Here is a 20,536-nt window from a genome sequence, read left to right as displayed (position 1 = left end):
AAAGTATAAAAGAGAAAGGGAAGCCGGTTTGATGCCAGCTTCCCTTTCTCTTTTATACTTTACAAGTTATACTTCGAGTTGAGCTTAGATAAAGTCTCCGTCCTTTCTGGATTTGGCGTCGGCTACAAAGTCCTTCACTTTCTGCTCCTCTTCTCGTCTGCAGATCATGAGCACGTTGTCATGCTCGGCCACAATAAAGTCCTGCATGCCCTGTAGCACCACCAGGCGGTTTTTAGGCGTTTTAACGATGCAGCCTGTCGTGTCGTAAAGCATCACATTGCCGTCTATCACGTTGCCGTTCCCATCCTTCTCGTTTATCGTGTAAAGCGAGTTCCACGTGCCTAGGTCAGACCAGCCGATGTCGGCCAGCAGCACATACACGTTGTCCACCTTCTCCATGATACCGTAGTCAATGGAAATGTTGCGGCAGTGGGAGTAGGCTCTGGTAATGAAATTATGCTCCTGAGGGGTGTTGTACGTTTTGATGCCCTCCTCAAACACTTCCGATACCTCCGGCAGGTACTGGTGGAACGCCCTGAGGATGCTCTGCACATTCCAGATAAAGATGCCCGAGTTCCAGACAAAGTCGCCGCTCTCCAGGAACATCTGGGCCAGCTCCAGGTTGGGCTTCTCAGTGAAGGTTTTTACCTTCTTTATCTTCGACTGCTCATCGTCGATGTACTGGATGTAGCCAAAGCCCGTATCGGGGCGGCTTGGGGTAATGCCCAGCGTTATCAGCACATCGTCTTTGTCGGCGGCTGCCAGTGCATCGTTCACCACTTCCGTAAACACATCCTGCTTCAGCACCACGTGGTCAGCCGGGGTTACCACCAGGTTGGCCTTGGGGTTAAGCTGCGCGATTTTGTACGAGGCGTAGGCGATGCACGGGGCGGTGTTGCGCCCCACGGGCTCCAGCAGAATCTGGTTGTCCGAGAATTCGGGGAGCTGCTCCTTCACCAGCGCCTCGTAGTCGCGGTTGGTAACCACGAAGAGGTTCTCGGGGGGGCAGATGCCTGCAAATCGCTGCACGGTGGTCTGTAGCATACTTTGGCCGATGCCCAGTACGTCATGGAACTGTTTGGGGTAGTTCGTGCGGCTGTAGGGCCAGAAGCGGCTTCCGATGCCGCCGGCCATAATCACCACATAGGTGTTGTTGTTCATGTTATACGAGTCCTTCTTTTAGTAAATCATGGAGGTGGATAAAGCCCTCGAATTTACCTGATTTTGTGACAATGAGTTGCGTTATACTTTTTGCCTGCATTCTGGCCATGGCCTCGGCCGCATAGTTTTCAGGTTCTATGGTAAGCGGAGACGGCGTCATGATGTCGGCGGCCGTGAGTCCTTCTACTTTTTCATACTTGTTCAGCATGCGGCGCAGGTCCCCGTCGGTAATGATACCCACCAATTTCTCTGAGTCGTTGCTAACGACAGCCGTGGCCCCCAGGCGCTTAGACGAAATTTCAATAATAACCTCCCGCAGCGTGGCGTTCTCCTTTACGCAGGGCGCCTCGTTTTGGGTATAAATATCCTCCACCTTCAGGTAAAGGCGCTTGCCCAGCGAGCCGCCCGGGTGCAGGGTGGCAAAATCCGCACTGCTAAAGCCGCGTGCCTCCAGCAGGCTCACGGCCAGCGCATCGCCCAGGGCAAGGGCCGCCGTGGTGCTGGTGGTGGGGGCCAGGTTATGCGGGCAAGCCTCGCGCTCCACGTTGGCATTAAGTATAAAATCAGCGCTCTGTGCCAGGTAAGAGTCGGTGCTGCTAACAAGGGCTGCCAGTCTGGAACCTTTGCGCTTAAGCAAAGGTACAAGTACCTTAATTTCAGGCGTGTTGCCGCTTTTGGAGATGCAGATAACGAAGTCCTCCGGCTGAATCATGCCTAAATCACCGTGGATGGCGTCGGCGGCGTGCATGAAAAGAGCGGGTGTGCCGGTGGAGTTTAGGGTTGCTACGATTTTTTGGGCTATATTCGCGCTTTTACCGATGCCCGTCACCACAACGCGACCTCTGGTCTGCAAAATGGCTTCAACGCAATTAATAAAACTTTCGTCGATAAAATCCGCCAGTCTGGCGATTGCCTCGGCTTCGGCGGTTAATACTTTTTTTGCGGTAAGGGCTATATTATTAGGGAGATTCAAGTTAAATTTGTGTTAGGGCACCCTTTCAGGAGTGCGTGCAACAAGAATTATTTTTTTAAGATTTCATGTCTATTCAACAAGAGGTAAATCTCAAAAACAAATTAAAAGAAGTTTTTGGGTATAATCAATTTAGAGGGAATCAGGAGCTGATAATAAACAACATTATCAACGGCAAGAACACCTTCGTGATTATGCCGACAGGTGCGGGCAAGTCGTTGTGTTATCAACTACCTGCTCTGTCGCTGCCGGGCACAGCCATCGTTATCTCTCCGCTTATTGCGCTGATGAAGAACCAGGTGGACCAGCTAAACGCCTTCGGCGTGAATGCGCAGTTCCTGAACTCCACACTCTCTAAGTCGGAGATGAATAAGGTGAAGAAGGAGACGCTGGCCGGCGAGGTGAAGCTGCTGTACGTGGCGCCGGAGTCGCTCACCAAGGAGGACACGGTGGAGTTCCTGCGTGCCTCTAACATATCTTTTGTTGCCATAGACGAAGCCCACTGTATCTCGGAGTGGGGCCACGACTTCCGCCCGGAGTACCGCCGCATCCGTGGCATTATCGACCAGATCGGCGACCTGCCGATTATCGCCCTGACGGCCACGGCCACGCCTAAGGTGCAGCTCGACATACAGCGCAACCTGCAGATGGACGAGGCGTCGGTGTTCAAGTCGTCGTTTAACCGCACCAACCTGTATTACGAGGTGCGCCCCAAGCACAATACCAAGAAGCAGCTGATCCAGTACGTCAAGAAGAACAAGGGCAAGAGCGGGATTGTGTATTGCCTGAGCCGCAAGAAGGTGGAGGAAATCGCTGAGCTGCTGCGCGTGAACGACGTGAAGGCACTGCCGTACCATGCCGGCCTTGACGCCAATGTGCGCATGGCCAACCAGGACGCTTTCCTGAACGAGGAGGCGGATGTGATTGTGGCGACCATTGCCTTTGGCATGGGCATCGACAAGCCCGATGTGCGCTTTGTGATCCACTACGATACACCAAAGTCCATTGAGGGCTACTATCAGGAAACAGGCCGCGCCGGGCGCGATGGCCTGGAGGGTGACTGCGTGATGTTCTACAGCTACGACGACATCGTGAAGCTGGAGAAGTTTAACAAGGACAAGCCCGTAACCGAGCGCGACAACTCCAAGCTGCTGCTGCAGGAGATGGCTGCTTATGCCGACTCGGCGGTGTGCCGCCGCAAGCAGCTGCTGCACTACTTCGGCGAGACCTTTGAGAAGGACTGCGGTTTCTGCGATAACTGTTTGCACCCGAAAGAGCGCTTTGAGGCGCAGAACGAGGTGTTGCTAGCCCTGAAGGCCGTGCAGCAAACCGGTGAGCGCTTTGGCATCGACCACATCACGCACGTGCTCACGGGCCTGCGCAACCAATACGTTACCAGCTACGACCACGACAAACTGGAGGTGTTTGCCGCCGGCAAGGAGCAGGACGCCCAGTTCTGGAGCTCTGTGCTGCGCCAGATCCTGCTGTCGGAGTTCCTGGAGAAGGATATTGACAGCTTTGGGGTGATAAAGCTGACGCAGAAAGGGGAGGAGTTTATCAAGAAACCACACGCTGTACAGCTCACCAAAGACCATAATTACGACCAGGAAGTGAAGGAGGACGAGGAGAAGGAAGAGGCGCAGGCTGCTGCCGGCCACGACGAGGTGCTGTTCGACATGCTCAAGAACCTGCGCAAGAAGCTGGCTAAGGAGAAAGGACTGCCGCCTTACGTGCTGTTCCAGGACCCGTCGCTGAAGGAGATGGCCACCGTTTACCCCACTACCCGCGACGAACTGGCGCATATTGCCGGCGTGGGCATGGGCAAGGTGCAGAAGTTCGGTAAGCCGTTCCTGGACATGATCGGCAAGTATGTGGAGGAGAACGACATTGTAACCGCTGCCGATGTGGTGGTGAAGACGACGGTAAACAAGTCGAAGATCAAGATCTACATCATCCAGCAGATTGACAAAAAGGTGGACCTGGAGGAGATTGCCGCCGCCAAGGATCTGACCATGCAGGAGCTCATCGAAGAGATTGAGCACATCTGCTACTCAGGCACCAAGCTGAACCTGAACTACTATATCAATAACATTCTGGACCACGAGCGCCAGGAGGAGATATACGAGTACTTCATGCAGGCAAGCACCGACAACATTGCCGTGGCCGTGAAGGAGCTCGGAACCGACGATTATACCGAGGAGGACCTGCGCCTGATGCGCATCAAGTTCCTGAGCGAGTATGCCAACTAATTGTTGATCGCTCTACAGCATAAAGTATAAATGAAGACCGTTGTATACCTACAGCGGTCTTTTTATTTAAAATAAAGTATAAGTAGCAGGAAAAGGAAAGTATAGGCAAAGTATAATGTATGGCTTTTCGGGCCAGTCGGGTTGCTTTGCCCTTAAAAATCCGGCACCGGTGTAAAGTATAAGGCTGACGCGCAAAGTATAGACAGCGGAAAGTATAAAACTATACTTTGTGCTGCGAGGGCAAGTATAAATTCATAACTTCGCAGTTCAGAGTACAGCAATCAACAACAAGAGATTAACTTATGAACGTACTTGTGATAGGGTCTGGCGCCCGTGAGCATGCCATCGCCTGGAAACTGAGCCAGAGCGAGTTTTGCGACCAGGTGTTTGTAGCGCCCGGCAATGCCGGAACCGCTGAGTTCCATACTACGGCCGCCGTGGATATCCACGACTTTGAGGAACTGGGCAAGTTTGCCGCTGACTTCAACATCATGATGATGGTGGTGGGGCCTGAGAACTCGCTGGTGGAGGGTATACATGATTATTTTGCCCAGTCGGAGTACCTGAAGCATATCCTGGTGATAGGTCCTAAAAAGGCCGCCGCCATGCTGGAGGGGAGCAAGGACTACTGCAAGGCTTTCCTGCAGAAGTATAACATCCCTACCGCCCGCTACCAGGCCTTTACCGAGGACACGTTCAAAGAGGCTGTAGAGTACCTGAAGCAGCAAAGCTTCCCGGCAGTGATAAAGGCCGATGGCCTGGCAGCAGGCAAGGGCGTGATTATCGCGCAGGACTACGAAGAAGGCTTCGATGCGCTGGACGCTATGCTGCGCAACAAGCGCTTTGGCAATGCCGGAAGCAAAGTGGTGATTGAGGAGTACCTGCAAGGCATTGAGGTGTCGGTATTTATACTGACCGATGGCAAAGAATACGTGCTGCTGCCGGAGGCCAAAGACTACAAGCGCATTGGCGAGGGCGACAGCGGTCTGAACACAGGCGGCATGGGCGCTATCTCTCCCGTTCCGTTTGCTGATGAGGTATTCATGCAAAAGGTGAAGGAGCGCGTGATAGAGCCAACGCTGCGAGGTATGCAGGAGGAGCAGCTCGACTACTCGGGCTTCCTGTTTATCGGCCTGATGAACGTGAACGGAGACCCTTACGTGATTGAGTATAATGTGCGCCTGGGAGACCCGGAGACAGAGGCTATACTTCCGCGAATCCAGTCAGACCTGTTCATGATGTTCAAAGCCCTGCACGACCATACGCTAGGGGAGTACCAACTGGAGGTTGACCCGCGCACGGCCACTACCGTTATACTTGCCTCTGGCGGTTACCCGGAAGGCTATGAGAAGGGCAAGGAGATCTCGGGGCTGGAGAATGTGCCGAAGGACGTGATGGTGTTCCATGCCGGTACCTCTATGGTAAACGGAAAGCTGCTCAATAATGGCGGCCGCGTGTTTGCCGTTACTGCCCTGGGCGATACCATGGAAGAGGCGCTGGCAAAGGCTAATGCAGCCGCAGAGGCTATTACCTGGCAGGGGCGCTATTATCGCCGCGATATTGGCTTTGATTTAGGCAAGGAGCGTGTGCAGTAAAGTATAAACTGCAGTTGAAAGTATAAAAAGAGAGGGCCGGCAGAATGTATCTGCCGGCCCTCTCTTTTTATACTTTGCGAAGCTTAGCAATAAGCCTCAAATGCGCCCTGCAGGTTCTCCACCACGCGGTTCAGATCGTTGCCCTCGATGTGGTAGCGCTCGATCATGTGCACCAACTCACCATCCTTGAACAGGGCGATAGAAGGAGACGACGGCGGGTAAGGCAGCATAAACTCGCGGGCCTTGGCAGTTGCCTCCTGCTCCATGCCGGCAAAAACGGTAACCAGCTTGGCAGGCTTTTTATCAGAGGCAGCCACAGCCATTTTAACGGCAGGACGTGCCTTAGAAGCTGCACAGCCGCACACAGAGTTCACGGCCAGCAGTACAGTGCCTTCAGACTTAACTGCCTGCTCTACTTCCTCAGGAGTCATCAGTTGCGCAAAACCGGCAGAGGTAAGATCCTCACGGATAGGGGCAACCATATATTCAGGGTACATTGCCATAATAAATCAGCGTTAAAGGTTAATACACTGCAAAGTTAACAAATACCAGTTACAAAAGTTGCAAACACGCAAACATTAGCGGGGGGTGCCATAACACAGGATAGCAAAATTGAACTGAACTCTTGTACCTTTTCGTGTAAATGCATTCGATACAAAACCTCTGTATCCTGATTAAAGTATAAGAAATTTAACCCTCCATGACTTTTCCGCTCAGGTGGAAAAGGGCCCCTGAATTGGGATTATGCTTATAAATTACACAACTGCACCTGGTGCAGCAATTTGCCAAGGCAGCCAACACTGCTGCGGCGCAAAATTAGTTTTACTATGATGCTTTCGCCCAACCCTCGAACGAGAATCGCGCTGGTGCGGTACTTCTATCTGCCGGCTAACAAAGAGCGTCAGGCAGAAGTGATCGAGGTGCTTAACAGCTGCTCCGACATGGTGACAGTGCCTATGCGCGAGGAGGATGTGGAGCTGCAGGCATTCTCTGAGCGGGCCTTAACCGAGCGCGAAGCCTCTATTTATAGCAGATCCGAAACCTGGAAGCTTTTTAGCTCATGGGAAGAGTTAAGGCAGGATCACCTTAAGTTTGGCCTGCCGGAGGAGCAGTTGCAGCAACTCCTGAATTTTAGAGATCGGTTTGAGCTGCATGAGGAACTGGCAGCCTGAGCAAAGTGGGAAGTATAACATGCCCTGAACAAGCGCCGCAAAAGCAGCAATGCCTTTGCGGCGCTTGCATTTTACTCCCTGCCCGAGAAGTCTAGCGTATGGAAAAAGCTGACTTGCAGCGTGTGGTTGTGCTCGAATACGATGCCGTTGGCCTTTTGCACCAGCTGATGCAGGTAACCTAGCTCCAGCGATGCGGTATTGCTGAACCTGTACCCAATAGCCCCATAGGCGCGATTCTGATCAAATATATTCTGCCTCACCTGCTTGCCAAAGTTCATAAACACCTCATCGTATGCGGCCAGGAAAAACTCCTTTGGCTCCAGGGTAGTGCCAGCCAGGGGCAGCGTTGCCTTCAGCATGTAGCGGGCACGGTTCAGGTAAGTATAGTCGGAGGTGGTTGGTTGCTTTACCCAACGCTGCTCCAGGCGGTAGCGGTGCGAGAGGCCAAGCCGGGCCAGGTTGCCCTTTAGCTGCAGTTGCTGGTAAAGGCGGTGCTCCGGAAATTTCCCTGCTGCGGGATAGTCTCCGTACGGGTGCGACTCAATAAAGCCATAGCCCAGCGTAAACATGGCGTTTGGGGCCAGGTCGTAATTAATGCCCGTGCGAAGGAGCAGTTGCAATGGGTCTGTAAGGGTGTTGTGCCTCCGGAGTTGCAGTTCTGTGTGCACTCCCCACCTCTCTGCAAACTTATGGTCGCCGAAGTACATGTACCAGCCATTGGTATTGTGGTCTTTTACACGCTCACTGCCCTGGGCGAAGGTTATTCCTGGTTGTAACGTTACTGCCAGCAGCACTCCTGCCAGCCACGAAAGTATAGGTCTTGAGTTCATCCCCTTAAAATAGAAATGGGAAAGTAAAAACTTCAAGTATACGCTATACTTTATAGTAGCTAGGATGCGATTTTAGTGGCAGAGTACACAGTAAACTTATGTCGTTTATACTTCAGGTGAGGTGTCACTGACGTCTTTCCGGTGATCTGCCTTACCGTTACCATTTTCTGTAACCAGCAGTTGCTGGGCCGGCAGCGCAAAGCCTTTGCCCTGTGTGTTCACAGCCTCCATCATGCGCAGCAGCAGCGACTCCTTTATCTCCAGCTGCTCGTTAAAATCGCTGGTAAGTATGTAGGTGAAGATCTCTACCTTCAGGGAGTCGGTGCCGATCTCGGTCAGGCGCACCCGGGCACTTCCCTTATCTACTTTGTCATGCGAGGCCAGTATCTGGCGTAGGGCGCTAAGTACCGCCTGTATCTGCTCTGGGGAGGTGTCGTAGCGCAACCGGAGGGCGGGGGCAAACAGAAAGCGGTCACGGAAGGCAAAGTTCTCTATTTTCTGAGAAGAGAAATCCCCGTTTGGAATCGTGACGATGGTGCGCTCTGAAGTGCGGATGCGTGTGGAACGCATGCCGATCTGTTCCACTGTGCCGGAGGTGTTGCCTACGGTGCAGAAGTCACCAACCCGCACAGGCTGATCGGTAATGAGCGTAACGCTTCCGACAAAGTTCTCTACCGTTTTCTGTGCTCCCAGCGCCAGCGCAATACCACCGATGCCAAGTGCGGCAAGCCCTGTCGTCACATCAAAACCAAGCGTATCAAGTATAGCAATAGTGCCTATTACAAGCAGGGCAACCTTGGCGGCACGGCGCAGGAACAGCACGATGGAAATACCCGCCATGTTGTTGCGGTGGGTAAGGCGCCGCCGGCTGAAGTTGGCAATCGCATCCACGAGGCGCCACAGTAGGAGGAGTACTGCAACGAGAGCTACAATGATTGTAAACTCACTAAGACGCTGCCGCAGCACGATGGAGATGCCGAAGCGCTGGCTCAGCATGACCAGAATAACAGCAGTTAAGTATAGCCTGATGGGTAGCGAGAAGGCCCTGATAACGCCATAGGTTGGCTCTTCCCGGGTTTTGCGCCAGATATAATGTATGAGCCAGGCAAGCGCCGCGGTAAGCCCCCAGGCGGCCAGGTACGAGATGATGGCTATCACCAGCATGCCTATCCAATGGCCAACAGGTACGCCGCCCAGGTTATTATCTTCCAGAAAATTGGGCAGCGTTTTTTCTATAACAGTTGCTTCGGTTCCAATGGCTGCCACTGGTATTTTGCGCACTGTCTCGGCAGAGAAGAGCCATATGGGGCCACCTTCCGCACCTTCAGTCTTTTCCAGAATTAAGTCAATCCTGAGGCTATCTAACGTGGCACTGCCTACCCGTTCCAAGTTAGGGGGCAGGTCGTCGTCGAGGCGGCCATCTGGTTCATTGCTTATCCAGGAGCGTGGCAGGAACCTGCTGTTCTGGTCCAGCAGCCTTTGCAGGGCTTTTGCCGTAGCGGCGCCATCCTGAATGGTGTCGATAGGGGAGATGAGGTTCAGGTAGAAGGCAGCTTTTGTATAGTCCTGGTCAGCCACGGCGCTGAAGAAGCCGGTAACCGTGCCGCGCGGTGTTCGCCTTCCCAGCGAGTCCTCCGGCCAGGCTGGTGCAGCTGCTACTGTATCCTGCTCAGCTTCCTGCGCGAAGGAGGCCATGGGCAGTAAGGCAAGTATACTGATGAGCAGGGTTAGGCGAAAACGGGTGCTGATTCTTTGCGTAATACTAGGAATTATAACAAAATGCGTGATATTCATAAGGTCGATACTTAACGGAAAAGGCAGGCATGCTGAGTGCCTGGCCGGGGAGCTCTTGGGGCTATTTTTCCTGTTGCCTCAGTTTGTAACGGTTGTAAGGGAGAGGGGTTACAGCGGAGACAATGCCAAGAAGGCAAGTGGGGGATATACAAACGCCTGGCTAAGCAGGACCAGGAAGCTTTGAGGTGCAAGAGATAACAGCAGGAGCCGGGTTGCTAATGCTGAGGCAAGCAAGTAGTGTCTAATTTGGTACCCTGTAAAATAAAGAAGCCTCTCAGATGCTTCTGAGAGGCTTTTCGGTGGTCACGAAGGGAGTCGAACCCCTAACCTTCTGATTCGTAGTTTTATCTAAGTACTATATAGTAAATTCCAGATGTTTCGAAATGTTCGATTCTGAGCTGTAGAGGCGGTTTTTGACTCTTGTTAGTAACTGTCGTTTCTTGACATTCTAGCGAAATGTATGCAAATTGTATGTACATCGTATGTACAACAAATGGTGAAAAGTATGAAGCAAAAAGTCTCCACTGCCATCATTCTTGACACACGCAGATCACATAGTGATGGCCTCTATCCCGTAAAGCTAAGGATCACCTACCAGCGTAAGCAAAAGTACTACCCGGTTATTAACGAGAGGGGGGAGCCCTATCGATACACCTTAGCTGAGTTCGAGAAAATACGCAACCCCAAGGCTCGCGGCGGCTACAAAGAAGTTAGCATCAGCCTGGACAAAGCAGAACACGCAGCACTAGAGGTGATCGAGAAGCTGCCTGTCTTCAGCTTTGAAGCTTTCGAGAGCAGGTACGTAACAGATTATAAAAAGGGAGATGTATTTGCCGCATACCGATACAAGATTGCTGAAATCAAAAAAGAGGGGCGGGCTGGAACAGCAAGCAATTACGAATGCTCCTACAAATCTCTGCTTGAATTTTGTAAAAATAAGCCCCTGCCGTTCACTTCGGTTACAAAAACCTTCCTGCAGGCATACGAGAAATGGATGGTAGGATCTGGTAAATCTTTGACTACCGTCGGTATATATCTACGCCCCCTGCGTGCCGTCTTCAATGACGCCATAGCATCTGGAGAGGTTAATCCTGAAATGTACCCTTTTGGCAAAAGGAAATACACTATCCCGGCCAGCCGCAATGTTAAAAAGGCGCTTACTCTAAGTGACATTGAAAAGATCGTTACCTATGAGCCCAAGCATGACGGAGAGGCCAAAGCAAGGGACTTGTGGTTTTTCTCCTACCTGTGCAACGGTATCAATGTAAAGGACATGGCTCGCTTAAAGTATGAGAATATCATAGGCGACGAAATTACCTTCGTTAGGGCAAAGACGGAACGGACGAACAGGCAGAATATAAAACCTATCGTTGCTGTACTCACCCCTGAGATGAAGCAAATCATTAAACGTTGGGGCAATAAACCTGCTAAGAGCGATAGTTACATTTTCCCGATCCTGAAGAAAGGGCTATCTCCGGAGGAAGAGCTGGCTCAGGTACGATACGCAACCAAGGCCATAAACAAGTATATTAAGAGGATAGCTGCAGAAGTAGGCATAGAAAAGAACGTGTCTACCTATACCGCGCGCCATTCCTTCTCAACTGTACTTAAACGTTCAGGCGCCTCAATGGAGCTTATATCGGAGTCTCTCGGGCACAGCGATATGAAAACAACCGAAAACTATCTGGATAGCTTTGAGAGCGATCTTAAGAAGCACTTTGCCGCTCAGCTAACAGCTTTTAGAAAGGATAGGGAAGAAGCTGAGGTAGAATAGATAGGGATATTTTACCTGTCATGAGCCTGAATACTACTAAAGAGCAAAAGAGGCTACAGAACATTGCTTTTTGCGGATACTTAAATACCCAGGCGAATCATCCCACAAAGGGAACAAGTTCGCCTGGGTAAATTTATCCTAAGTACTCTGTACTGAAAGTCAGTCGTCAATCTGGTTATTATTTCCTTCTTCTGAAGGCTCAGTGTCAGGATAGTCAGTTTCAGCTAAAAGCATATTCTCTGCAACATCATACAGCCATAGTTCAAAGTCTAGAGTTAGCCAAGCTGCAAATTTAAAAGCTAATGCCCTATGCATCCAAATACTATATTCGAAGCCCCAGTACTCTTTGACTAAGACAGGTCTTCCTGTTTCCTCGCCCAACCTTTCCATGAATGCTATGACTTGTTTATCCTTGATGAAGTCATTGATATTTTTTTCTGGAAACTCGAATGCCAATAATGAGGCATTTACCATCTTTTCTTTATTGAAGTTAAGGAAAAGCCTTCTAGAATCACCATCTGGGTAAATCTCAATATTGTTGGAATCAAATACTTTTACGGCAAGACTTTTCATGTTTTCCTCCTTTCTTTTTATGTGAATGATAGGTGAAACACTGGCTTTAAGCCATTAACAAATTCCATTATCTGTAACCAACTTCAGGCACCTGCTAGTTGATGGAAGTAGTCTCGAGCGCTGATGATTCAGCTCCGGTTAAAGAATATGGATGTTGCTTGCCCTTGGCCTACGCAAAGAGCTATTCTTCAATCTGAAGGACCAAGTCTTCCCATTTAAGGTTATGTTCAGCCGATAATAGTTTCTCTACTTGCTTATACACCCACAGTTCAAAACTTGGATTCAGCCATGCGGCATACTTCAAAGCCAGTATCTTGTGCATCCAGGTTTCAGAATCAGGGCCCCAGTGTCTCTTAACCAAGGCTGGACCTAATATTTCACTACTCAGCTCATGCATGAATTCCTTGACATGTTCTTTCTTTATGAAGTCACGGATTTTTTTATGTTTAAATCTACTCTCCATAAAATCAGCCTCTACCATATCCTCTTCGACTAGGCAAAATGGGATTTCACCGTATGAATTATTCAGACTAATTTCAAAATCGTTAACAGCATCCTGGCGCACATTAAGTTCATTCATGTTATCCTCCTTTCTTTTGTGTGAATGATAAATTAATGACTTTGTCTGATAGTAAATTTTTATTACTCATACTCGATTGGAGTCAGTTCCTGTGAGCGGGACACAGGCAGCCATTAGCAGTTGAAACGCTCATGGGTATTAGTTATTCAGCTTCAATCTCGGCTTATAGATGTTGCTTGACCTTTGGTTAATTTGTTGGAGTGGGAGGAGCCTGTGCTGGTCTTAGCAAAAGTAGCGGCCTTAGGGGAAACCAATGAGTATCTGCTTGGCCTGTAGCTGGAAAGTCGTTTGTTGCTTGTGGCCAGTTATTCATAGTTAACTGGTTAACACGGTTTCCGATAACTGCTAAGAATTCGCTTGTCATACGCCTCTCTCATTTGGTACGACACAAAGTTAATAAGGAGGCAAGCCGGATTATTTGCGATTTATTTGCAGCTTTTTTGCAAGGAAATCTTAACACGCCATCATCGGGAAGAGCGGGATGGTTTCTCGGAAGGAGCAGAGCTATAAAATTACCCCTCGACTCATTAAATAGGCGTTGTGGACATAAAGAAGCCACCCGGTTGGGGGTGGCTCCATAAATGATTATACAATCTTAGTGAGCATGCTGCACATACTGGCTCACAGCTTCGACTACTAGTTGGTTTAGGTTCATACCTTTCTCGATTGAGACCCTCGCCGCTTGTTTATGCAGTTCTGGCTGCATTCTTACGTTGAACGTTCCCTTGAAAGCTTTCTCAGGTTGCTTGCCGATTTCGCGGCACATCTCCAGGTAGTCCTCTACGGCTTCCTGGAACGCTGCCTCCAGTTCTTCTACGGTCGTTCCTTCGAATGTTACCAGGTCATTTATAAACTCAACCTTGCCAAAAAACACTCTGTCCTCGGCGCTATACTCGACGCTGCCGATATAGTCCTTGTACTTGATAGTGTTGCTCATTTTTACGGTTATTACTTGTGTGTTCTTCGTTATTGTATATTTCGCGCTTTAGTTATCTATCAGCATATTCCCAACTCAGCGATAACTGCTCTGATTTGGTAACGCTTCAGTATCGGATCCGGATGTGGCTTGTGAAGGTTGATCACATGGCCGGTAGTTTGGTTCCAAAATCTTCTGCGACTGCCACCGGTCTTGCCGCCTGTATGTTCCTCATACCCCAAACTATTCAATAGTGTGACCAGCTCTGCCCAGGTAAAATCTGAGGGGCAACTGCAGAACCGGCTTATCAACTTGTCTTTTCGTGACATTAATATACTCCTTCCTGTTTACATTTGCAACTGAATTTTAGTTGCAAATGTAAAAGAAGTATTTTGAACATCCCCAAAATGAAAGGACTTATTTCTCATAAATTTCTTACAAGTAGGTTAATCCAGTGGAAATCAAAAATGGGATGAATTAATCTTTAATTAATAAACCTTTATACTTTAGAATCATTGATACACCACGTAAATAAATCCCTAAAATTAATTTCCTAGAACGTTGCAGTTGGTTGGAAGGGGAGGGATACGTCCATTGGGCATGCAGGAGAGAGCTGATTTTAAGAGCAACAAGAGCCTTTAGAGGCACTGAGAAGAAACAATATTGAGAGCACTTGCAGGCAGGCACGAACAGGAGGCCATACTGATACTTCCGACTTTCCATGAGCGCAATGGACCATGTGCCTGGAAAGATTAATCAGCTTCTAATCCAAGCTTTAATGAGGCACTTATGAGTGTTTAATAGCTGCTTAATCTTTTCGAATGGCAATCTCTGGCGCCAGTCCTTCAGCCTTTTGTTTAGAGGGCAGGAGTGTATTCAAAAAAAGGTATCCGAAAATACGCCTTACTTACGCTCTCCTGAGGCCGTTCTTTGTTTCAGAAAACTGTATTCAGATAACCACTAGTATGTTTGAATACTTTTGCTATATTAGCCCCATCTCCAGAACATCTCACGTCAACACCAAGATGACAGCTATGAACAGAGTTGCTATATTGGTCAGGGTGTCCAAGGCAGACCAGAGCTACGACAGGCAGGTGACAGAGCTCACGGAGTATGCCGCCTCTAGGGAATTTAAGGTCATAGAGCTTATCACCGAGACCGTCTCAGGTTCTAAAAAGAACTCAGAGCGCAAGGGCATACAGCGCCTGCTCAGGCTGGCAGAGAGCAGGAAGATCAACAAGGTACTGGTGCACGAGGTAACCAGGCTCGGTCGTGACACGGCGCAGGTGCTGGCTACAATGGAAGCCCTGCACGCGCTCCAAGTCAGCGTGGTGGTAAAGAACTACAGTATAGAGACACTTAACCCTGACGGTTCGGTGAACGCCATGGCGCAGTTCCTGCTCACCATCCTGGCCGACATCGGGCGCATGGAGCGCATCACGTTGATCGAGCGGGTGAAGTCGGGGCTGGAGGAGGCCAGGCGCAAGGGAAAGGTGCTGGGCAGGCCGCAGGGAAGCACCAAAGATCTGGTTAGGTCGCACCCGAAGGTGGTCCGCTACCTCCAGGCGGGGCAGTCCATCCGGGAGACAGCCAAGCTCTGCGGAGTGGGGGTGAGCACCGTGCAGCGGGTAAAGAAGGCGCTAACATGTGAAAGAAGTTGCTCTCTTTCAGTTAAGACCAGATAAGATAAGCACAGGGAGAGAGGAGGGCAGTTGCTATCAGAAGTACATCCCGTGCTCGATGCACACCAGCAGGTTTAATATCTGCTTTCTTCTTTCGGGGGTATCTAGCCAGTCAACAGGTTTCACATTCCCTAGGGATTTGTTTTTGGTGTTGAGCCACTTCTGAAAGTCGTCCTCGTCCTCGAATACCTCGATTCCCTTTATTGCGATAGGGTCATCCGGCTTTAGAAGTTGGGGCTGGGGTTCAGTATTCAAGCCTAGTCCAGAAGGCGCGGTGATGAGAGCCTCCAGGGAAAAGCCCAGCCCATAGTGCAAGTTGCGGATCATCTCCAGGGAAAGGGGGCGTTTACCATTAAGCACCTCCGTGACGCTTTCCTTGCTGCCTATATAGGGCACCAAGTCCCCGTGCCGGAGCCCCAGCTCCTCCATGCGGACCTTGATGTACTCAACTGGGTCAGGTTCATTGATGGGGGAATGCTCCTCCTCGTACCTGTTGACGAGCATGAATAGAATCTCCAGTTTGTCTCCGTCAGGTGTGCCCGGCACAGCGTCCCACAGCGATTTGATTTGCCTGAGCGCGTCCTTGTAATCGTCTTCGTTGCGGATCAGTTTTATTTCCATAGCTAAATATCCTAAATCACCTGTTATACGACAAATCCTTGAGGTTCTTTATTCAAGGACGATTGGTCCCAGAGCACGTTTCAAATAACTACTAAGAGCATGATTCGGAGGAACCGCCTTGCTGCAGGTCCCCCCCCTCTCTTAGAAAAAAACGACGGGATACCCATTTAAGGCCGTAAGGGCATGTGTAATATTGGGCCATTCTAAACGTTTTAGGGAATTTGTTACTTGTGCGGATGAGTCCCGACGCTTAACAATGGGATAAGACTGAATGCTGTATGCCTAGTCTGTCATATATTTTCTTGTAAAGAAATAATGTTCCATACTCTCTTTGGCTATGGCAGCGATATCTTATTTAGTATAAGCTTCCGCTGCCAATGACTTAGCTCTTATCCTCCGTGATTCACCTTTTAGCTTCTCTATACTTGGCAAACCGCTGTCTCTACTAAGGAAAGGCTACTGTACAGCCGTAAAGCCGCTGTACTTGCCCATACTGCAGCAGAAGCATAGCCGGAAGGCTGCGGGCAATTGTATATTTTTGCACAAAATTCTATTCTACTCCTAAACACATGACAAAGCCGCGCCTTGCCCTGCTGATCGGGATTATCTGCATCTCCGTTTTCCCGGTGCTGGTAAAGCTCAACCTCACCCCGGGGCTGATTTCGGCCTTTTACCGCATGGCTATTGCGGCCGTGCTGCTTTTGCCCTTTGTGCTGCTGACCGGGCGATTCCTCATGCCGCCTACCCCGGTATTGCTGCTGGCACTGCTGTCAGGTGTTTTCTTCGCCTCGGATGTGGCCGTCTGGAACATTGCCATCCAACAGTCCACGGCTACGCAGGCCACGCTGCTCACCAACCTGGCACCGGTGTGGGTGGGCGTGGGCTCCTTCTTGTTTCTGGAGAGCAAGCCCTCACGCAACTTCTGGATCGGGACGGTGATTGCCCTGCTGGGAATGGTGGTGCTGGTGGGGTTTGAGTTTTTCCTGGAGCTGCGCTTCGATATGGCCTTCATGCTTGGCGTGCTGTCGGGAGTGTTCTACGCGGTATATATCCTTCTGAGTAAGCACGTGCTAGAACGCATGCCAGTCCTTTCGTTCATGACGGTCAACCTGCTCTCTTCCACCCTTTTCCTAGGCGTAGTGTCCTACCTGCTCGATGAGCCTTTCAGCGGCTTTTCAGATATGGGCTGGCTGGTTCTGCTGGTGCAGGGGGTAGTCTGCCAGCTGGTGGCCTGGCTGCTCTTGAGCTATGCCACGCAGCACATGCGCGCCACCCGCGTCTCGCTGAGCCTGCTCAGCCAAGCACTGCTGGCCTCTTTCCTGGCCTGGCTGTTCCTGGACGAGCAGATCACGCTGCGGATGATAGTCGGCGGGGCGATACTCTTGCTGGGCATCGGAGTCACGTTCTATGCCAAGGACATTTCGCTGAAGCAAATCCTGGGCAGGAGCAAACAGGTGTAGCAGGGTGGCATAACCGTTGCCCTGGCTGGCCTGTGCCGCATTAGAAACACGAAACAAAACTATATACTATGAAAAAATACCTTTTCCTTGCCTCGTTTTTTACGCTGGCCCTGAGCGGGTGCAACACGGGCAAGCATGCGAACAAGGCCGCTACAGATGGCTCCGAAACTGAGCAAACCTCGCACATGACCCAACAGGAGAACACCATTACCGAGAAGCGCTGGAAGCTGGTGGAGCTGGGAGGGCAACCCATTACGATGGCAGAAAACCAGCAAACCGAGGCCCACTTCGTGCTCCACACAGCGGGCAACAAGGTAAGCGGAAACGGCGGCTGCAACGTCATCAACGGCACTTACACCCTCTCCGAAGGAAACCGCATCCGCTTCTCCAAGATGGCTACAACCATGATGTACTGCCCGGGAGTGGAGCGGGAGGGGGAGTTTCTGGAGGTGTTTGAGCTGACCGACAACTACACCCTCCACGGCGACACACTGACACTGAACCTAGGCCGTAGGGCGCCGCTGGCTGTTTTCCATGCTGTCTACCTGCGTTAATAGGCCATGCCATACCATTCCCCTGATCAGGTAATGAACTGCCTGAGAGGGTTTCCTATCAGTAAAGAACTGCTCTATGCGTAAGACAGCAAGCGAAGCCACAGCGTTGCTCGCTGTCTGGCTTCGCTTGCCTATGGGTGTAACGCAAGAGAGGCTTTTAACTGTTCCATAAGAGCGGCCCGGTTAAGACGGGTTGGACGCAGGATATTCCGCCACGGAGACGAACAAGTAGCCGTGATGGAACTTCCCCTCTTCACCTTTCAGACTCTAAGCCGGATCGCGGTACTCTTGCGACAACTGCTTCCTTCCAACAATGCCTCCAGCAGTATGATAATATCCTCTACGGTCACCTTGCAGCGACCCTTTCCTTAAAAACAATGTCAGAGTACCTGCCTAGGGGCCTCTCTAAGGCGGACTGCAAACCATACTATTTCTGCTTAGTATTGACATATCCCGAGTTATTGTAAGTAAATACAATCTATAACCTATATAATTTCAAGTGAGCAGGAGGGAGGGTTATGGGAAGCGCCGTTAAAAGATAAACTTTCCCTATACAAGTTATTAAATAGAGGAGCGTGAATTCAGTTGCGTAGCGAATATTGGAAACTCTTTGAAATCATTACCTTATTTCAAGGCCGTTTTACCTGTTTCCTACATCAACTGCTCCTGTCTTTCAAGAGATTCCAAGTTGCCATAAAGTATAATAGCCCGTTTTTCTAAACGCAGATAATAGATCAGTAGGTTGCTTAGGTGACAAGAGACAGTTGAAAGGGTTTCTTAATCTTGACCATAGAAGCTCATAGGGCGTTGCTAATCCTGAGCTTTTCCCGGATGACTTTCAACGCTTTATGGAGGTGGTTATCGATATTGCTGATGCTGGTGTTGAGGAGCTGGGCAATCTCACCGTTGCTTTTTCCTTCCATGCGGCTGAGCACAAAGACCTTTCTTCTTACAGGGGGCAATTCCGCATAGGTCTCTTCGAGTAATCTTTCCAAGTCCCTGTAAGCGACTGTTTCCTCCGTAAAACACCTGTTTTCCGTGCCCACAGCCGAAAAATACTGGGCAAAGGCATACTCATAGGCCCTGCGCCGGCCTTTATTATAGGCGATGTTCTTGGCAACGCTAAATAAATAACCCTCAAAGTTCTGTTCCGGGTCCAACTGGTTCCGTCGCTCCCATATTTTGAGAAAAACCTCCTGTATTATTTCCTCTGCTTCTTCTTTTTGTCCGACAAGGTGCATGGCAAATGCAAAGAGTCTGGGCTCGAAAAGGTCATAAATTTTTTCAAATACAGCGATATCTCCTGCCCTGAGAGCCGCAATGGCCTCGGGCAGACAGTGGATGCCCTTCAGCTTCATGTGAATAGTCTATGCTAAGGTGAGATGACAAGACTTGGCTTCCATAAGCACAGCCAAGCGCAACGGCTGCAGCTTAGATTGGAATGCCATGGCTAAATGTAATGAGTCAAAACTACTTCTCAAAAGTGAGCCCTTAATTAATTTTCGGAAGGGAGGTGGTGCAAGGGCAGGCTTAAGTGTAATATATATGTATAACCTAATACAAAGAAATGGACAGCAGACTACTTGATCGGTTCTATAAAGGGGAATGCTCAGACAAAGAGGTACGGCAAGTCCTGCATTGGTTTGGGGAGCAGCAACCGGATCTTCACAAGGAGCAGGAACTGAACGCCATCTGGCAGGAGGCAGCCCAGCGGACGGAAGAGGTGCCTGGGCATGATGCGGGTCAGGTTTTTCGAAAGTTAAGGGCGCAGATCGGGGAAGAGCACGAACAGATGGAAGCTGGGAATGTTGTCAAGCTCAGCCCACCGGCCAACATGCCGCTCTGGATAAAAGTTGCAGCCGCCATTTTACTGCCTCTATGTCTGATTGGACTACTAAAACTCTTTTCTTCCGGCGCAGGGTCTGCCAAGGTGGTTTACCAGACGATAGAGGCAGCACCTGGAGTTAAGAAGACAGTATACCTGGCCGACGGCTCGACAGTAAAGCTGAATTCGGGAAGCAGCATCTCCTTTGCCCGGAATTTTGGAGAGGAATCTCGTGAGATTACCCTGAGGGGCGAGGCGTTTTTTGAGGTTGCCAAAGATAGCCTGAGGCCCTTCGTTGTCCGCACTGGGGGCATCTCCACGCAGGCCTTAGGAACCTCCTTTAACATAGATTATAGCTCTTATGAGGGTACCATCACCGTTGCACTGGCGACAGGCTTAGTGAAAGTGGAGCAGGATGGGCAGGCTCACAAGCAGTTGTTGTCTCACCTAACGCCGGGGCAGCAACTGGCCTACGACAAGGCATCAGGGCAGTACGCTGTGGCACCATTCGAGAAGAGTGAGGTTTTGGCTTGGAAAGAAGGAGTCCTCACCTTCCGAAAGGCGAGCATGGATCAGGTTATCAGGGAGCTGGAGAACTGGTATGGCGTGCGCATCGAGGCGGACACCGAGGGTGAACAGGTAGACGCGTGGAATTATACGGGGGAGTACCACCAGGAAACGCTTGAAAGTGTATTGGACGGCATTGGCTTTGTGAAAGGCTTCACACACACCAGGTCAGGCGATCAGGTTAAGATTATGTTAAACCAATAACAGGGGGAT

Annotated in this window: 19 protein-coding genes; 8 read left to right on the top strand and 11 right to left on the bottom strand. The window is 50.3% G+C overall.

The features are described 5' to 3' along the window. Window positions 1-84: 84 nt before the first annotated feature. On the bottom strand, window positions 85-1,161 hold the full coding sequence (locus BM040_RS12835; protein WP_092101964.1) for a mannose-1-phosphate guanylyltransferase: 1,077 nt from the start codon (window positions 1,159-1,161) through the stop codon (window positions 85-87). A 1-nt stretch (window position 1,162) separates the two neighbouring features. Continuing rightward, window positions 1,163-2,134 (bottom strand): KpsF/GutQ family sugar-phosphate isomerase, encoded by a 972-nt coding sequence (locus tag BM040_RS12830; RefSeq protein WP_092101961.1) that lies wholly within the window; start codon window positions 2,132-2,134, stop codon window positions 1,163-1,165. 65 nt (window positions 2,135-2,199) lie between these two features. Here BM040_RS12830 and recQ point away from each other — a divergent pair, with 65 nt between their 5' ends. Beyond that, window positions 2,200-4,380 (top strand): DNA helicase RecQ, encoded by a 2,181-nt coding sequence (gene recQ / locus BM040_RS12825; protein WP_092101958.1) that lies wholly within the window; start codon window positions 2,200-2,202, stop codon window positions 4,378-4,380. Between the two features lie 302 nt (window positions 4,381-4,682). Next, window positions 4,683-5,975, top strand: coding sequence for a phosphoribosylamine--glycine ligase (gene purD / locus BM040_RS12820; protein ID WP_092101955.1), 1,293 nt, complete (start codon window positions 4,683-4,685; stop codon window positions 5,973-5,975). Window positions 5,976-6,058: 83 nt separating this feature from the next. Here purD and BM040_RS12815 read toward each other — a convergent pair whose 3' ends face one another. Further along, window positions 6,059-6,472, bottom strand: a complete 414-nt coding sequence (locus tag BM040_RS12815) for a BrxA/BrxB family bacilliredoxin (protein WP_092101952.1) — start codon at window positions 6,470-6,472, stop codon at window positions 6,059-6,061. A 330-nt stretch (window positions 6,473-6,802) separates the two neighbouring features. Between BM040_RS12815 and BM040_RS12810 the strand changes: the two genes are divergently transcribed. Beyond that, complete coding sequence (locus tag BM040_RS12810; protein WP_092101950.1) at window positions 6,803-7,147, top strand: hypothetical protein; 345 nt, start codon at window positions 6,803-6,805, stop codon at window positions 7,145-7,147. 71 nt (window positions 7,148-7,218) lie between these two features. Here BM040_RS12810 and BM040_RS12805 read toward each other — a convergent pair whose 3' ends face one another. Next, window positions 7,219-7,977: a DUF2490 domain-containing protein gene (locus tag BM040_RS12805; RefSeq protein ID WP_092101947.1), complete on the bottom strand. Its 759-nt coding sequence runs from the start codon at window positions 7,975-7,977 to the stop codon at window positions 7,219-7,221. A 105-nt stretch (window positions 7,978-8,082) separates the two neighbouring features. After that, window positions 8,083-9,771, bottom strand: a complete 1,689-nt coding sequence (locus tag BM040_RS12800) for a mechanosensitive ion channel family protein (RefSeq protein WP_245756208.1) — start codon at window positions 9,769-9,771, stop codon at window positions 8,083-8,085. A gap of 505 nt (window positions 9,772-10,276) precedes the next feature. Here BM040_RS12800 and BM040_RS12790 point away from each other — a divergent pair. Beyond that, window positions 10,277-11,545: a tyrosine-type recombinase/integrase gene (locus tag BM040_RS12790; protein ID WP_092102870.1), complete on the top strand. Its 1,269-nt coding sequence runs from the start codon at window positions 10,277-10,279 to the stop codon at window positions 11,543-11,545. Window positions 11,546-11,704: 159 nt separating this feature from the next. Here BM040_RS12790 and BM040_RS12785 read toward each other — a convergent pair whose 3' ends face one another. The 4 genes from BM040_RS12785 to BM040_RS12770 all read right to left on the bottom strand — a co-directional run bounded on the left by BM040_RS12785 (window position 11,705) and on the right by BM040_RS12770 (window position 13,943). Further along, window positions 11,705-12,118 carry a KilA-N domain-containing protein gene (locus BM040_RS12785; RefSeq protein WP_092101942.1) on the bottom strand — a complete coding sequence of 138 codons (414 nt, stop codon included), beginning with the start codon at window positions 12,116-12,118 and terminating at the stop codon, window positions 11,705-11,707. Between the two features lie 181 nt (window positions 12,119-12,299). Beyond that, the gene (locus tag BM040_RS12780) at window positions 12,300-12,698 is read right to left on the bottom strand and encodes a KilA-N domain-containing protein (protein WP_092101939.1); all 399 of its coding nucleotides are present in this window, start codon (window positions 12,696-12,698) and stop codon (window positions 12,300-12,302) included. Between the two features lie 595 nt (window positions 12,699-13,293). Further along, window positions 13,294-13,635 carry a type II toxin-antitoxin system HicB family antitoxin gene (locus BM040_RS12775; protein ID WP_092101937.1) on the bottom strand — a complete coding sequence of 114 codons (342 nt, stop codon included), beginning with the start codon at window positions 13,633-13,635 and terminating at the stop codon, window positions 13,294-13,296. Between the two features lie 59 nt (window positions 13,636-13,694). Then, a complete protein-coding gene (locus tag BM040_RS12770) occupies window positions 13,695-13,943 on the bottom strand; it encodes a type II toxin-antitoxin system HicA family toxin (RefSeq protein ID WP_092101934.1) in 249 nt (82 codons plus the stop codon). Window positions 13,944-14,579: 636 nt separating this feature from the next. Between BM040_RS12770 and BM040_RS12765 the strand changes: the two genes are divergently transcribed. Continuing rightward, a complete protein-coding gene (locus tag BM040_RS12765) occupies window positions 14,580-15,299 on the top strand; it encodes a recombinase family protein (RefSeq protein ID WP_175491062.1) in 720 nt (239 codons plus the stop codon). A gap of 33 nt (window positions 15,300-15,332) precedes the next feature. On the opposite strand, the gene BM040_RS22130 is transcribed toward BM040_RS12765, so the two are convergent. Next, window positions 15,333-15,917 (bottom strand): antitoxin Xre/MbcA/ParS toxin-binding domain-containing protein, encoded by a 585-nt coding sequence (locus BM040_RS22130; RefSeq protein WP_175491061.1) that lies wholly within the window; start codon window positions 15,915-15,917, stop codon window positions 15,333-15,335. 569 nt (window positions 15,918-16,486) lie between these two features. Between BM040_RS22130 and BM040_RS12755 the strand changes: the two genes are divergently transcribed. Continuing rightward, complete coding sequence (locus BM040_RS12755) at window positions 16,487-17,377, top strand: DMT family transporter (protein WP_092101928.1); 891 nt, start codon at window positions 16,487-16,489, stop codon at window positions 17,375-17,377. Window positions 17,378-17,445: 68 nt separating this feature from the next. Beyond that, entirely contained in the window at window positions 17,446-17,931 is a 486-nt protein-coding gene (locus BM040_RS12750) for an META domain-containing protein (protein WP_092101925.1), read from the top strand. Window positions 17,932-18,728: 797 nt separating this feature from the next. Here the strand turns inward: BM040_RS12750 and BM040_RS12745 are convergent. Continuing rightward, window positions 18,729-19,289, bottom strand: a complete 561-nt coding sequence (locus BM040_RS12745) for an RNA polymerase sigma-70 factor (RefSeq protein ID WP_092101922.1) — start codon at window positions 19,287-19,289, stop codon at window positions 18,729-18,731. A 209-nt stretch (window positions 19,290-19,498) separates the two neighbouring features. Between BM040_RS12745 and BM040_RS12740 the strand changes: the two genes are divergently transcribed. Continuing rightward, window positions 19,499-20,527 (top strand): FecR family protein, encoded by a 1,029-nt coding sequence (locus BM040_RS12740; protein WP_092101919.1) that lies wholly within the window; start codon window positions 19,499-19,501, stop codon window positions 20,525-20,527. The last annotated feature ends 9 nt before the right edge of the window (window positions 20,528-20,536 follow it).

Source organism: Pontibacter chinhatensis (genome assembly GCF_900113285.1).
GTDB classification, from domain to species: Bacteria; Bacteroidota; Bacteroidia; order Cytophagales; family Hymenobacteraceae; genus Pontibacter; species Pontibacter chinhatensis.
Note: the sequence above shows the minus strand (reverse complement) of the source record. Positions and strands in the feature narration are given on the sequence as shown.

Coding starts and splice junctions, on each gene's coding strand:
- BM040_RS12835 (WP_092101964.1), bottom strand. CDS start 1,161: ATGAACAACAACACCTATGTGGTGATTATGGCCGGCGGCATCGGAAGC.
- recQ (WP_092101958.1), top strand. CDS start 2,200: ATGTCTATTCAACAAGAGGTAAATCTCAAAAACAAATTAAAAGAAGTT.
- purD (WP_092101955.1), top strand. CDS start 4,683: ATGAACGTACTTGTGATAGGGTCTGGCGCCCGTGAGCATGCCATCGCC.
- BM040_RS12815 (WP_092101952.1), bottom strand. CDS start 6,472: ATGTACCCTGAATATATGGTTGCCCCTATCCGTGAGGATCTTACCTCT.
- BM040_RS12810 (WP_092101950.1), top strand. CDS start 6,803: ATGATGCTTTCGCCCAACCCTCGAACGAGAATCGCGCTGGTGCGGTAC.
- BM040_RS12805 (WP_092101947.1), bottom strand. CDS start 7,977: ATGAACTCAAGACCTATACTTTCGTGGCTGGCAGGAGTGCTGCTGGCA.
- BM040_RS12800 (WP_245756208.1), bottom strand. CDS start 9,771: ATGAATATCACGCATTTTGTTATAATTCCTAGTATTACGCAAAGAATC.
- BM040_RS12790 (WP_092102870.1), top strand. CDS start 10,277: ATGAAGCAAAAAGTCTCCACTGCCATCATTCTTGACACACGCAGATCA.
- BM040_RS12785 (WP_092101942.1), bottom strand. CDS start 12,118: ATGAAAAGTCTTGCCGTAAAAGTATTTGATTCCAACAATATTGAGATT.
- BM040_RS12780 (WP_092101939.1), bottom strand. CDS start 12,698: ATGAATGAACTTAATGTGCGCCAGGATGCTGTTAACGATTTTGAAATT.
- BM040_RS12775 (WP_092101937.1), bottom strand. CDS start 13,635: ATGAGCAACACTATCAAGTACAAGGACTATATCGGCAGCGTCGAGTAT.
- BM040_RS12770 (WP_092101934.1), bottom strand. CDS start 13,943: ATGTCACGAAAAGACAAGTTGATAAGCCGGTTCTGCAGTTGCCCCTCA.
- BM040_RS12765 (WP_175491062.1), top strand. CDS start 14,580: ATGTTTGAATACTTTTGCTATATTAGCCCCATCTCCAGAACATCTCAC.
- BM040_RS22130 (WP_175491061.1), bottom strand. CDS start 15,917: ATGGAAATAAAACTGATCCGCAACGAAGACGATTACAAGGACGCGCTC.
- BM040_RS12755 (WP_092101928.1), top strand. CDS start 16,487: ATGACAAAGCCGCGCCTTGCCCTGCTGATCGGGATTATCTGCATCTCC.
- BM040_RS12750 (WP_092101925.1), top strand. CDS start 17,446: ATGAAAAAATACCTTTTCCTTGCCTCGTTTTTTACGCTGGCCCTGAGC.
- BM040_RS12745 (WP_092101922.1), bottom strand. CDS start 19,289: ATGAAGCTGAAGGGCATCCACTGTCTGCCCGAGGCCATTGCGGCTCTC.
- BM040_RS12740 (WP_092101919.1), top strand. CDS start 19,499: ATGGACAGCAGACTACTTGATCGGTTCTATAAAGGGGAATGCTCAGAC.